The following is a 12,958-nucleotide window of genomic DNA, read 5'->3' as shown; positions in this document are numbered from 1 at the left end:
CGAGCTACTCGCCTGACCGTCCCCCCGAGCACGACGGGCGCGTACCGGCGTGGCCTTCCGCCAAGAACGTCCACGCCGGACGCGCCCGCACCATCCCCGATCCAACAAACAGCGAGACCAGGAGGTACCTCCCATCATGACGACTCTCCCCGACCTCGCGGCGGCCGCTGTCGTGGCCACGCTCGACGTCGAGGCCGCCGCCGTGCGCGCCGAGCTGGCCCGCTGCGACGGCAAGGCGGGCACGCTGCTCGCCTTCGCCGGCACCGCGTTCTCGCTGCTGGCCGCCCTGGCCGTCGGCACCACCGCCGCCGCGCACCTGCCCCTGCCGGTCCAGGCCGGGCTGTGGGCCACGGTGGTGCTGCTGGCCGCCTCCGTCGCGGTCCTGCTCGGCGTCATCCTGCCCGCGCTACCACGCCCCAGGCAGGGAACCGGATTCACCGCCCACGCCGGATGCGACGTCGGCCAGTTCCTGGCCGTGCTCGCCGACGACGCCGACGCCCCACGCCGACGCGCCTCCGACGTTATCCGCCTGTCGACCATCGCCATGGCCAAGTACCGGCGGCTGCGCACCGCAGCCTGCCTCATGTACGCAGCCCTGGCCGTCCTGATCGCCACCCTGCCCATCGGGGCCCTCATCTGACCAGCGCTCACACCGTTCCACGGCCTGCGACGTCCCAAGGAGAACACCACCGATGCCGAGGACTGACCTCACCAGCTACGCGCTAGCCGCCGCCGCGCGCGGCTGGCACGTCTTCCCGCTCGCCCCCAGGGACAAGGTCCCATTGGAGGGGTGGAGCTGGACCCGCAAGGCCACCACCGACCCCGACGTGATCCACCGCTGGTGGAGGCGCCACCCCTTCAACATCGGCATCGCCTGCGGTCCGTCCGAGCTGGTCGTGGTCGACCTGGACGTTGCCAAGTCCGGCGACCAGCCCCCGCCCGAATGGGACCTGCCCGGCGTGACCGGCGGCGCCGACGTGTTCGCCCTGGTCTGCCAGCGTGCCGGGCACCTGGTGCCGCTGGAGACCTTCCAGGTCCGGACCCGGCTCGGCGGCTGCCACCTGTACTACGCGGCCCCGGCCGGGGTGGAGTTGGGCAACACCCGCGGCGAGGACGGCAACGGCCTGGGCTGGAAGGTCGACACCCGCGCCCGCGGCGGGTACGTCGTCGGCCCCGGCAGCCACGTCGACCTCCCTGACGGCACCGGCACCTACCAGGTGCTGCACCGCGCCGTCCCGGCCCCGCTGCCGGGATGGCTCGCCGAGCGGCTACGCCCGGCCCCCCGTCCGCCACAGAAGCCGGTGGCGGTGCCGGTGGCCACCGACCGGCACGGCGCCTACCTGCGCGCGGCCGTGGTCGCCGAGCTGGCGCGCGTCACCGGTTCGCCCCCGGACGGCCACAACAACGCCCTGTACCACGCGTCGATCGCGCTCGGCCAGCTGGTGGCCGGCGGCGCGCTGGCCGAGGCCGAGGTGACCGCCTGGCTCGCCGACGCCGCCGCGCAGGTCGGGCAGGGCGCCGGGGAGGCGCACCGTACCATCGCATCCGGCCTGCGCGCCGGAGCCAAGCGACCCCGCCAGGTGGCCGCGTGACCAGCACCAAGCACGTGCACGTGGGCTCCGGGCCCGAAACGATCCGGGTGCTCAAGGCCGCCCTGGCCGACCAGTTGCTGCCCGACACCTACGTGTCGGGCGGCGCACTGGTGCACATGGAGACCATCTCAGGCGGGCAGGCCAGCCCGGCCGCCGACGAGGACTCGCCCCTGCCGGTCACCGCGAGCACGATCACTCCGGCCACCCTGGCCGGGCTGCTGGCCGAGCACGCCTACGTCTACCGGCTGCGCTCCCGCAAGGAAGGCAAGGGCAAGGAGGTTGATCTCTACGAGGAGGAGGTCACCCCGCCCCGGGACATCCTGGCCTCGGTGCTGGCCGGCAAGACCTGGCCCACCGTGCCCGCGCTGCGCGGGGTGATCGGCGCGCCGGTACTGCGCCGGGACGGCACCCTGCTCCAGGCCCCCGGGTACGACGCCGCCACAGGCCTGTACCTCGCGGCCAAGGTCGCGCTGCCGCCGGTCCCCGACCGGCCCACGGCCGAGCAGGTGCACGCCGCGCGGGACTTCCTGCTCAACCGGTTCCTGCGGGACTTCCCCTGGGCCACACCGGCCGACCGTGCCAACTACATCGCCCTGCTCGCGACACCGATCCTGCGGCACTACACCCGCAGCCTCACCCCGTTCGCGCTGATCGACGCCACCATGCCCGCCTCGGGCAAGTCGATCCTGACCGGCGGGCCGGGCATGCTCTACGGCCAGCGGGTCATGCCCTGGGCCTACACCGAAGAGGAACTGCGCAAGAGCATCACCGCGGTCATGGCCGAACAGGTCGGCGTGGTGGTGTGGGACAACCTGGCCGAAGGAACCGTCATCGACTCCGCAAACCTCGCCCTGCTGGTCACGGCCGGGGTGTGGTCGGACCGCCAGCTCGGCGCCTCGCGCAACATCGCCACCGTCAACGACCGGCTGTGGATGGCCACCGGCAACAACCTCCAGGTCGGCGGAGACATGGCCTCCCGCACCGTCCGCGTCCACCTTGACCCCGACATGCCCCGGCCCGAACAGCGCGACCAGAGCCGGTTCGGCATCCCGCACCTTGACCAGTGGATCACCGTCCCGGCCAACCAGCACACCGTGCTGTGGCACCTGCTGGTCCTGGTCCTGGACTGGACCGCTGCGGGCGCGCCCCGCGCGGCCGGGCTGTCCATGCGCCAGTTCACCCCCTGGGCCCAATCCCTGGGCGGGTTCCTCGCCCACCACCACATCGACGGGTTCCTGGCCAACGCCGCCGGCATCCGCGACATCGACGAGGACGAAACCCGCTGGCGCGGCTTCCTGGCCTGCTGGCACGACCTGCACGGCCAAGACCGCATGACCGCCGCCGAGCTACGCCGCTCGGGTGAACCGGTCTGGGTCGGCCAAGGGTCCGCCGGTGAGGAACACGACCGGTGGGACGGCCAGTTCATCACCACCCCGTCCGGGCGCCTGCCCAACGCGCTGGCCCTGGGCCGCCTGCTGACCGGGCAGACCGGACGGTGGCGCGGCGACTACGTGATCCGCGCGGCCAAGAACGACCGGGGAGACCGAAACGTCTTCTGGGTCGAGCACCATGCCTGACCCGGTCGGAGAACCGCTGAAACATCTCCGCATCTCCGCAACGCCGCAACACCCCGTCTTACCAGCGCAAACATCTGCGGAGATGAACTTCCCTCCCCAGAGTTCATCTCCGCATCTCCGCACTTTCTGCGGAGATGAACCCCCGGTTGCGGAGATGGACACCGGAACCCCGCAGCTATCTCCGCAACCGTCTTCCCAGCTCAAAGGCACTTTTGCGGAGATGCGGAGATGCGGAGATGTTTCAGCCCTCAACGCCAGAGCCGCACCGCACCAAGCCCCCCACCCCAGCCCCAAACCCTTCCATCCCGCGACCGAAAACCATGGAGGACCCATGAAGATCCGCATCACTGGCCTGCCCGACGAAGTCACCCAGGCCGCCGACATCATCGCCACCACCTTCGACGTCATCGAGATCTCCGCGCCCTACCCCTGCCGCGGCACCACCCGCAACGTTCGGATCTACGCCGAAGTACGGCTTCCCTGACCCACCTTCAAAGCGGCCCCGGCCTCACCGACCAAAGCGGCGTCGGAGCCGCACCCCACCGAGAATCTCAATCGGAGAACCACCAAATGATCAAGCGCAGGAGCCGCGGAGACGGCGGCCTTCACTGGGACGAGTCCCGCAATCGCTGGATCGCGTCCATAACGGTGGGCTACACGCCTGCCGGAAAGCGAATCGTCAGAAAGGCCAGCGACAAGGACAAGACCAAGGCGCGAGCCAAGCTCAAGAAGCTCGTACGCGACCACGAAGACGGCCTCATCGTCGCGTCGAAGGGCTACACCGTGGCCGATGCCGTGAGGTACTGGCTCACATACGGCCTGAGCGACAAGTCCCCGAGTAGCCTCAGGACCTATACGTCTCTGGCCGATAATCACATCATCCCATCCCTCGGAGCGCGAAAGCTGAAAGAGCTTTCCGCCGAAGATGTGGACAAGTGGCTGAAAGAGAAATCCACCGCGCTCAGCACGGAGGCACTTCGTAGGTGCCATTCCATCCTGAATCGAGCGGTGCGGATGGCGCAGGCGCGCGACAAAGTGAAACGGAACGTCGTCGCACTCTGCGATGTGCCCACCGGTCTCGCGGGGCGCCCGTCGAAAGCCTTCACCCTGATGCAGGCTGAGGCCGTCCTGAAGTCAGCGGAAGGCACGCCCCTGGAGGCGTACATCGTGCTCTCGCTGCTGATCGGCGCCCGCACCGAAGAGCTCCGCGCGCTCGTCTGGCCCCTCGTGGACCTGGTAGGCAAGCCCGACGATGACCCGCCGGTCCCTCCATCCATCATGGTCTGGCGCTCTGTACGAGCGGGAGGCGATACCAAGACGCGGAAGTCCCGCCGGACGCTGGCCCTTCCGCAGCGCTGCGTTCGCGCGCTCTCGGCCCACCAGGAGCGGCAAGCCGCCGCCCGCAAAGCCGCCGGCGAAGCCTGGCCGGACAGCAAGCTGGTGTTCACGAGCAGCGCCGGCACCCCGCTCGACGCGGCCAACGTCCGGCGGGACTTCCGGCGGATCCTCTCGGCGGCCGGGCTCGACCCCAAGAAGTGGACACCGCGGGAGATGCGCCACAGCTTCGTCTCTCTGCTCTCCGACTCGGGTGTCCCCTTGGAGAACATCTCTCGCCTGGTCGGGCACAATGGGTCCGCGATCACGGAGAAGGTCTACCGGAAGCAGATCCGGCCAATGCTGCTCGAAGGTGCTGAGGCAATGGATCGGATCTTCCCGCAGGACTCTGCGGGAGCGTAGTCACCCAGTTAGTCACTCGCGAGGTTGGTGAAGCCCTTCCGGTCGTCGGAAGTGGCTCCCGACCTCGCGTTATGCGCCGAGACGGCTCAGGCTTGGCTTACGCCATCCGTAACGCCGTGGCCCTTTCGGTCAATTCCTGGTCGTTGCCGAGGATCTCCACGACCTTATCCCTGCTTGTCGCTCCGGTTACCAGACGCACATCGGAGCGGCGCACGCCGAAGGCCTCGGCGACCGCCCGCAGCGCCGCCTCGGTGGCCCGGCCGTCGACCGCGCGGGCGTTCACCTTCACCACGACCGCGCCCTCGCCGTAGGCGCCGCCGACGGATTCGCGGGCGGCGCCCGGCCGTACCCTGATCGCCAGCCTCATAAATGGGTCCGTCCTCTGCCTGGGGTGGGATATCGTTTTAGTTTGCAAGGCGTCGATGGGACGAGTACCTCCGTGCCCACCTCGCAGGAGCGACCCGGGGACGGTGCGAGCCCGGGGCGAGAGCCGGAGGGAAGATCACCCCGGAGCCGCCGGAAGAACGGCCCGGACCGGCCCAGCGCCGGGCGGAGCCCAGTAGAACCGGCAGCGCAGACAAGAGTGGGCCTCTTTTCGGGAGATTCTCGGAAGGGGTCAAGGAGGGTGGTACCGCGGGGCTCCCGGCCTCGTCCCTCCACGCCATGGAGAAATCACTCGCGTGGAGGTCCACCCCTACGATGTCAGCTTCGTCCTCACCGTACTTCCGGTCCCTCCCGCCGCAGGCCGACCTGCCCGCCTTCGAGGCCGAGGTGCTCGACCGCTGGCGTGACGGCAAGGTGTTCGAGCGCTCGCTGGAGCAGAACGCCGGCGGCCCGTCCTGGGTGTTCTTCGAGGGTCCGCCCACCGCCAACGGCATGCCCGGCGTCCACCACGTCGAGGCCCGCGTCTTCAAGGACGTCTTCCCGCGCTACAAGTCGATGCGCGGCTACCACGTCGCCCGCAAGGCCGGCTGGGACTGCCACGGCCTGCCCGTCGAGGTCGCCGTCGAGCGCGAGCTCGGCCTGTCCGGCAAGCCCGAGATCGAGGCGTACGGCATCGCCGAGTTCAACCAGCGCTGCCGCGAGTCGGTGGAGCGCCACGTCGACGCGTTCGAGGCGATGACCGAGCGCATGGGCTACTGGGTCGACATGTCCCAGGCGTACCGGACGATGGACCCCTCGTACGTCGAGGCCGTCTGGTGGTCGCTGAAGGTCATCTGGGACAAGGGCCTGCTGTTCCGCGACTTCCGCATCACGCCGTACTGCCCGCGCTGCGGCACCGGCCTGTCCGACCACGAGCTCGGGCAGCCCGGCGGGTACGAGACCGTCTCCAGCCCGTCGGTGTACGTGCGGATGCCGGTGACCTCCGGCCGCTTCGAGGGCTCCGACCTGCTCATCTGGACCACCACGCCCTGGACGCTGGTGTCCAACACCGCCGTCGCCGTCCACCCCGACGTGACCTACGTCGTGGCGTCCCGTGAGGGCGAGAAGCCGGTGATCGTCGCCGAGCCGCTGGTGGACGCCGCCCTCGGCGAGGGCTGGACGGTCACCGAGCGCGTCCCGGGCGCCGAGCTGGAGCACACGCCGTACTCCCGGCCGTTCGACCTGGTCGACATCCCCGGCGCCCACTACGTCGTGCTCGCCGACTACGTCACGGTCGAGGACGGCACCGGCCTCGTCCACCAGGCCCCCGCGTTCGGCGCGGACGACATGACGACCTGCAAGCGGTACGGCCTGCCGGTGGTCAACCCGATCGGCCCCGACGGGCGCTTCCTGCCGGGCGTCCCGCAGGTCGGCGGGAAGTTCTTCAAGGACGCCGACGAGGGCCTGACCGAGGACCTGCGCGCCCGGGGCCTGCTGTTCCGTGGCACCCACTTCGACCACAGCTACCCGCACTGCTGGCGCTGCCACACCGCGCTGCTCTACTACGCGCTCCCCTCGTGGTACATCCGCACCACCGCGATCAAGGACCGGCTGCTCGCCGAGAACGAGCGGACGAACTGGTTCCCGGCCACGATCAAGGAGGGCCGCTACGGCGAGTGGCTGCGCAACAACGTCGACTGGGCGCTGTCGCGGTCAAGGTACTGGGGCACGCCGCTGCCGCTGTGGGTCTGCACGGCCGACGAGTCGCACGTCACCTGCGTCGGCTCGCTGAAGGAGCTCGGCGAGCACGCCGGGCGCGACCTGTCGGCCCTCGACCCGCACCGGCCGTTCGTGGACGACGTCGCCTTCCCCTGCCCCGACTGCGGCGCCGAGGCCCGCCGCGTGCCGGACGTGATCGACGCCTGGTACGACTCCGGGTCCATGCCGTTCGCGCAGTGGGGCGCGCCGCACGTCAACAAGGACGTCTTCGAGCAGTCCTACCCCGGCCAGTTCATCTGCGAGGCCCTGGACCAGACCCGCGGCTGGTTCTACTCGCTGATGGCCGTCGGCACGCTGGTGTTCGACCGGTCCTCGTACGAGAACGTGCTCTGCCTCGGCCTGATCCTCGCCGAGGACGGCCGCAAGATGAGCAAGCACCTCGGCAACGTGCTGGAGCCGATCCCGCTGATGGAGCAGCACGGCGCCGACGCGCTGCGCTGGTTCATGGCCGCCTCCGGCTCGCCGTGGGCGCCGCGCCGGGTCGGGCACGCCGCGCTGGAGGAGATCGTCAGGAAGGTCCTGCTGACCTACTGGAACACGACGTCCTTCTTCACCCTGTACGCCAACGCCGAGTCCTGGTCGCCGTCCCGGCTGGCCGAGGCCCCGGCGCCCGCCGACCGCCCGCTGATCGACCGGTGGGCGCTGTCGGAGCTCAACCGCGCCGTCGCCGACGTCACCGAGGCGCTGGAGGCCTTCGACACCGCGCGCGCCGGGCGGCTGCTCACCGACTACCTCGACGACCTGTCCAACTGGTACGTCCGCCGCTCGCGCCGCCGGTTCTGGTCCGGCGACGTCTCGGCGTTCGCCACGCTGTACGAGTCGCTGGAGACGGTGACCCGGCTGCTCGCGCCGATGGTGCCGTTCCTCACCGACTACCTCTGGGACGTGCTGCGCGCCCCCGAGGCGCCCTCCTCGGTGCACCTGGCCACCTGGCCGGAGGTGAACCAGGCCCTGCTGGACCCGGCGCTGTCGGAACAGATGGCGCTGGTACGGCGGCTGGTCGAGCTGGGCAGGGCCGCGCGCGCGGGCAGCGGCGTCAAGACCCGCCAGCCCCTCGGGCGGGCGCTGGTGGGCAGCGCGCGGTGGGCGTCCCTGCCGGAGTCGCTGCGCGAGCTGATCGCCGACGAGCTCAACGTCCAGGCGCTGGAGGACCTGTCGGCGTTCTCCGCCGACCTGGTGTCCTTCACGGTCAAGCCCAACTTCCGGGCCCTCGGCAAGCGCTTCGGCAGCGGCACCAAGGACGTCGCGGCGGCCATCACCGCCGCCGACCCCGCGGCGCTGGCCGCGCTGATCCGGGCCGGGCGGACGGCCACCGTAAGCGTGAACGGCGCGGAGGTCGAGCTCGGGGCGGACGACGTGATCGTCACCGAGCAGCCCAGGGCCGGGTGGGCCGTCGAGACCGGCGCCGCCGGGTCGGGCAGCGGCGAGACCGTCGCCCTGGACCTGACGGTCACCCCCGAGCTGTCGCGGGCCGGGCTCGTCCGGGACGTGATCCGGCTGGTCCAGGACGCCCGCAAGTCCAGCGGCCTGTCCATCACCGACCGCATCGACCTGTGGTGGACGGCCTCCGGCGACCTGGCCGAGGCCCTGCGCGCCGACGGCGCCAAGGTCGCCGACGAGGTGCTCGCGGTCACCATGACCGAGGGCTCCCCGTCCCACGACCTGCCCGCCCATCATGACCAGGATCTCGGCCTGCGGTTCCAGCTCGCCCGCGCCACCACCTGACACGGCGGGCGGGAACCTGACGTTCTAGGCCGCCGGGCGAACGAAAGGCCCTGGAGTAACTCTGGGGCCATCCGGTCCTACAAGCGCACAACGTCATATGACGGGACGGGCCCTGTAAGCATGGCTACAGGGCCCGTCCTTTACGAAGTAGATTCGTGCGCTCGCGGAGCACTGCGCCGGGCCCTGGCGGGCCCGGCCGTTGAGGTGCCGGCTACTCGGTTCTGCAGACGGTGCCGTTGAGGGTGAAGACGGCCGGGAGGACGTTCGGGCCGGTGTAGTTGCCGACGTAGCCGACCGTGGCGGTCGCGCCGGTGGGCAGGGACGGGTTGGCGGGGTCGTTGACGATCTTGATGTCGGAGCCGGTCTGCGTCCAGACGGCGCCCCAGCCGCCGCTCAGGCTCTGCCAGGTCCGCGGCCAGCTGAAGTTCAGGGTCCAGCCGTTGATCGGCGCGCCGTTGTTGGTGATGTCGATGGCGCCGACGTAGCCGTTGCCCCAGTCGTTCTGGTCGGTCAGCCGTACGGTGCAGGAGCTGGACGCGGGCGTGCCGGTGGTGAAGGTCAGCGGCGGGGAGGCCCACGAGACGCCGCCGCCGGCGTCCCGGGCGATCACGTTCACCGTGTAGCGGGTGCCCGGCCTGAGGTTGCCGACGGTGAGGGAGGTGCCGGCGGTCTCGCCGAGCTGCTCGCTCACGGCCCCCACCTGCCGGTGGACCTCGTACTTCGCGATCGCGCGACGACCGGGCGCGGCGGCGGGCCACGAGATCGTCGCCGCCTTGTCCGTGACGTTCGCCGCCACCGGCTGCCCGGGCGCGCCCGGCAGGCCCGTCTGGGCGGTGGCCGGGTGCAGGACGACCGTGGTGAGCGACAGCGGCGGCAGCGTCTGGCTGGTGGCGGTTCCGCCGGTCGAGGAGGTGATGCTCGTGGCGCCGTTGGTGTGGGTCAGCAGGGCGGGCGCGCCGGAGGCCGGGCTGAAGCCGGCGTAGCCGATCGTGACCGGATACGACGTGCCGGACGAGGTGTTGATCAGCAGGACCGCCAGGTCTCCGTCCGGGCGGCGGACGGCGTGCGCCACCACCTTCGGCTGGTCGGTGCCGGCCCGGACGAACTGGTCGCCGGGGCGGGCGAACCTGCTCATCATCTGGAGCGCGTAGTAGGGCGCGAAGGGCGTGTTCAGCGGCGGCTCGCAGACGCTGCCGTCGGAGGTGCAGCCGGCGGACGACAGCAGGCCGAAGTCGCCGTAGTCGGTGTGCCCCTCGACCTGCGTGACGGCGCCGATGCCGTTGTGGACGTTCCACCAGTCGACCGTGAACACCCCGCCCGCCAGCAGGGTCGCGTAGGCGTCGGCGGCGGCGAGCGCGCCGGGCTGGGTGTTGGTGCCGTTGCTGCTGGAGCCGGTGTTGAACTCGGTCATCGCGATCCCGATGCGCTCGGACCCGGGCCCGGCGTACGTGGCGATCTGCCGGCGGGCGAGGTGGATCATGTCCTCCACGTGCCCCGTCCGGTCCAGGGCGCCGGGGTACCAGTGCAGGATCACGAAGTCGATCTTCGATCCGGCGTTCGACAGGACGACCTTGTTCCAGGTGCCGTCGTCGCCGGCGGTGACCAGCCCGTCCGGCCAGTTGGCCGGGGTGGTGAGCACCGCGCCGATCTTGATGGTCGGGTCGACCGCCTTCATCGCGTCGGCGTAGGCGACGACCTCGCGCGCGTACTGGGCCGGGCTCTTGTCGGCGTGGTCGTCCGCCTCCCATCCGTTGCCGTAGTGGCCGTTGCCGTAGTTCTCGTTGCCGATCTCCCAGAGCTTGACCCCGTAGCCCTTCACGACGTTGGCCTGGCGAACCCAGGCCGCGGCCTCGTCGGCGGAGCCGGTGCCGTAGTTCGCGGTCACCATCGGCTGGGCCCCGGTGCGCCGCACCCCGCGCATGAAGGTGTCGAAGTCGGTGCCGGGGGCCACGTAGCCGCCGGGAGCGGTGTGGTCGGCCCAGTGGTAGATGTCGGAGTAGGAGCCGCCGGGATAGCGCAGCAGCTTCACGCCCGCGTCCTTGAGCAGGTCGGCGGTCTGGTCGGTGCCCAGGTTGGCGTCCCAGATGGCATGGTTGGCGCCGATGCCGGTCGCGGGGACGGTGGCGAGCGCCGCACGGGCGTTGACGGTCACCGCGACCGGGGTGACGTCGTCGGCGTGCGCGGGCGGCGCGCTCAGGGCGGCGAGCGCCAGCAGGACGGCGGACGCGACTCGGGACAGGGATTCGGGCATCGGCACACCTCGGCATGGACGGTGACAGCGGCAACGCCCTCCCGACCAGGGCCCCATGATCGTGCGGGGTAGCGCCCGCACCCGTCAACCCGCCGTGAAAGTTTCACTGCGCACGGTCAGCCCTCGTCGTCAGGGATGGGCCGTCACGTCAGGGGATGGGCCGCCGCCTCCACGGGCACCGGCGGGATGCGGCGCAGGCAGTCCGTCCCGGAGAGACGCCCCCGGCGGATGAACCGGGTCTCCAGGGAGATCACGCAGGTCGCGGCCCTGCCGTCCTGCTCGGCGACGTGACCGGCGCTCGGCACCTCGACCAGCCGGGCGTGCCGGTACGGCCGGGCCGCCAGCAGTCCCTCCTCGGTCGGCGTGCCGGTGTCGAGTTCGCCGGACAGGACGAGGACGGGCACGTCCGGCAGGCGGCCGAGGCGCGGCCGGGGCTCCGCGCGGCGGCCCGGCCAGGCGATGCACAGGTCGCCCAGGTCGGCGATGCCGTCGATCCAGGCGGACGGCCGGAACGGCCTGTAGTCCCGGGGATCCAGACGCGCGAGCGCGGCCGCGTACTGCCGGGCCCGCAGGTCCAGGGACGCGCGCCGGTCCCACAGCACCGGGTTGTCGTTGCAGGAGACGGTGACGAACATCGGCATGCTGAACGCGCCGCCGCCGGAGAACCCGCTGATCGGGCGGACCCGCTCGGCAAGCTCCCTCAGTGGGCCGATGTCCCCGTGCACCACCGCGCGCAGGGCCGCCGGTAGCCGGCCGAACAGCTCGGCGTGGCCGGAGGCGAGCTTGTAGACGGTGCTGGCGAGGGCGGTCTCGTCCAGGACGCCGTCGCGGCCGTACCGCAGGGGCCGTCCGTCCAGGCGCGCGGCCATCACCGCCAGGTCGTCCAGCACCTGTCCCCCGTCGCACGCGCCGCCCGAGCGGTGACAGAGCAGGCGGACCGCCCTGCGCATCGCCCGCGCCGACGGGCGGCCGAGCAGGTCGAAGCCGGGCGGGTAGGCGGCGGACAGGACGATCGAGCGGACGTGCCGCGGGTGCCGCGCCGCGTAGACGGTCATGAGGTGGGTGCCGTAGGACTGGCCGAGCAGGTCGAGACGGTCGATCCCGAGGCGGGCGCGGACGTCGTCGATGTCGTCGGCGATGGCGGCCGTGGTGTAGTACCGGCGCCGCGGGCCGATCTCCCGGCCGCAGGCGGCGGCCGCCGCGACCGCCCGCGCGCGTGAGGCGTGCAGGTCGGGCCAGCCGGCGGCCCGGCAGGTCAGCCGATCCGACTCGCCGACGCCCCTGGGGTCGACCAGCAGCAGGTCGTGCGTCTCCAGCAGGTCGCGGTACTTGCCGGCGTAGTCACGGCGGCCGATCACCGCGATGCCCGGGCCGCCGGGGTTGGGGAGGACCGTCCCCTCCGCCGGACGCGACCGGTCCCGCCGGTACACCAGCCGGAACGCCACGCTCGTCGTCCCCGCCGCCGGGTACTCCCGATCCAGCGGCACCCGCACCCGCCCGCACACCGCCTCCGCCGGACACTCCTGACCCTCCTCTCCCACCTCGGCGGCACCTCGCCCGGCGACGGTCCGAACGAGCCCCGCGGCCGCCCGCACGGGAGCGGCAACGGCGGGGGCGGGAACGGTGGATGCCCGGGGATGGGCGGCAACGGCCCGAGCGGGAGCGGTGGCGGCCCGGGCAGGGGCGTACCACGACGGCAGGATCACGGCGCCGGCCACCAGCCCGGCGAGGACGGGTCTCACTTCGCGCATGTTGCGATCCTCCGCCGCCGGCGGCCACTCCCCCGCCCCGACGCCCGGACCCGTACGGCAAGAACGGACAATCAACGGCCGCCCGTTACGCAGACGCCTGGACCAGACCTCCGGCCGTGACTCTCACCGCGGACGCCTCCCCGGGCGTCAGGGGCGTCCTGCCCCGATGAATCCCGCCAGGGC

Annotated in this window: 9 protein-coding genes; 6 read left to right on the top strand and 3 right to left on the bottom strand. The window is 71.5% G+C overall.

Annotated elements, in window-relative coordinates:
* Nucleotides 1–136: 136 nt before the first annotated feature.
* From DQ384_RS00530 to DQ384_RS00515, 5 genes are all read left to right on the top strand, one after another.
* Nucleotides 137–640, top strand: a complete 504-nt coding sequence (locus DQ384_RS00530; protein ID WP_114026641.1) for a Pycsar system effector family protein — start codon at nucleotides 137–139, stop codon at nucleotides 638–640.
* Between the two features lie 52 nt (nucleotides 641–692).
* Entirely contained in the window at nucleotides 693–1,592 is a 900-nt protein-coding gene (locus DQ384_RS00525) for a bifunctional DNA primase/polymerase (protein ID WP_114026640.1), read from the top strand.
* A complete protein-coding gene (locus tag DQ384_RS00520) occupies nucleotides 1,589–3,169 on the top strand; it encodes a hypothetical protein (protein WP_114026639.1) in 1,581 nt (526 codons plus the stop codon). Before DQ384_RS00525 ends, DQ384_RS00520 begins: the two co-directional genes overlap by 4 nt.
* A gap of 331 nt (nucleotides 3,170–3,500) precedes the next feature.
* Complete coding sequence (locus DQ384_RS40815) at nucleotides 3,501–3,653, top strand: hypothetical protein (RefSeq protein WP_181870944.1); 153 nt, start codon at nucleotides 3,501–3,503, stop codon at nucleotides 3,651–3,653.
* A gap of 86 nt (nucleotides 3,654–3,739) precedes the next feature.
* Nucleotides 3,740–4,906, top strand: coding sequence for a site-specific integrase (locus tag DQ384_RS00515; RefSeq protein WP_114026638.1), 1,167 nt, complete (start codon nucleotides 3,740–3,742; stop codon nucleotides 4,904–4,906).
* 97 nt (nucleotides 4,907–5,003) lie between these two features.
* Here the strand turns inward: DQ384_RS00515 and DQ384_RS00510 are convergent, their stop codons facing one another.
* Complete coding sequence (locus tag DQ384_RS00510; protein ID WP_114026637.1) at nucleotides 5,004–5,273, bottom strand: DUF167 domain-containing protein; 270 nt, start codon at nucleotides 5,271–5,273, stop codon at nucleotides 5,004–5,006.
* Between the two features lie 332 nt (nucleotides 5,274–5,605).
* Here DQ384_RS00510 and ileS point away from each other — a divergent pair, with 332 nt between their 5' ends.
* On the top strand, nucleotides 5,606–8,773 hold the full coding sequence (gene ileS, locus DQ384_RS00505; RefSeq protein WP_114026636.1) for an isoleucine--tRNA ligase: 3,168 nt from the start codon (nucleotides 5,606–5,608) through the stop codon (nucleotides 8,771–8,773).
* A gap of 211 nt (nucleotides 8,774–8,984) precedes the next feature.
* On the opposite strand, the gene DQ384_RS00500 is transcribed toward ileS, so the two are convergent.
* Together DQ384_RS00500 and DQ384_RS00495 are read right to left on the bottom strand one after the other, a co-directional pair.
* Nucleotides 8,985–11,024 (bottom strand): cellulose binding domain-containing protein, encoded by a 2,040-nt coding sequence (locus DQ384_RS00500; protein WP_114027016.1) that lies wholly within the window; start codon nucleotides 11,022–11,024, stop codon nucleotides 8,985–8,987.
* A gap of 143 nt (nucleotides 11,025–11,167) precedes the next feature.
* Nucleotides 11,168–12,775 carry an alpha/beta fold hydrolase gene (locus tag DQ384_RS00495; RefSeq protein ID WP_147268588.1) on the bottom strand — a complete coding sequence of 536 codons (1,608 nt, stop codon included), beginning with the start codon at nucleotides 12,773–12,775 and terminating at the stop codon, nucleotides 11,168–11,170.
* Nucleotides 12,776–12,958: the final 183 nt, after the last annotated feature.

This window comes from Sphaerisporangium album (genome assembly GCF_003323745.1).
Taxonomy (GTDB): Bacteria; Actinomycetota; Actinomycetes; order Streptosporangiales; family Streptosporangiaceae; genus Sphaerisporangium; species Sphaerisporangium album.
The sequence above is the reverse complement of the archived record's forward strand: the minus strand, read 5'-3'. Positions and strand labels throughout refer to the sequence as shown.

Coding starts and splice junctions, on each gene's coding strand:
- DQ384_RS00530 (WP_114026641.1), top strand. CDS start 137: ATGACGACTCTCCCCGACCTCGCGGCGGCCGCTGTCGTGGCCACGCTC.
- DQ384_RS00510 (WP_114026637.1), bottom strand. CDS start 5,273: ATGAGGCTGGCGATCAGGGTACGGCCGGGCGCCGCCCGCGAATCCGTC.
- DQ384_RS40815 (WP_181870944.1), top strand. CDS start 3,501: ATGAAGATCCGCATCACTGGCCTGCCCGACGAAGTCACCCAGGCCGCC.
- ileS (WP_114026636.1), top strand. CDS start 5,606: ATGTCAGCTTCGTCCTCACCGTACTTCCGGTCCCTCCCGCCGCAGGCC.
- DQ384_RS00495 (WP_147268588.1), bottom strand. CDS start 12,775: ATGCGCGAAGTGAGACCCGTCCTCGCCGGGCTGGTGGCCGGCGCCGTG.
- DQ384_RS00500 (WP_114027016.1), bottom strand. CDS start 11,024: ATGCCCGAATCCCTGTCCCGAGTCGCGTCCGCCGTCCTGCTGGCGCTC.
- DQ384_RS00515 (WP_114026638.1), top strand. CDS start 3,740: ATGATCAAGCGCAGGAGCCGCGGAGACGGCGGCCTTCACTGGGACGAG.
- DQ384_RS00525 (WP_114026640.1), top strand. CDS start 693: ATGCCGAGGACTGACCTCACCAGCTACGCGCTAGCCGCCGCCGCGCGC.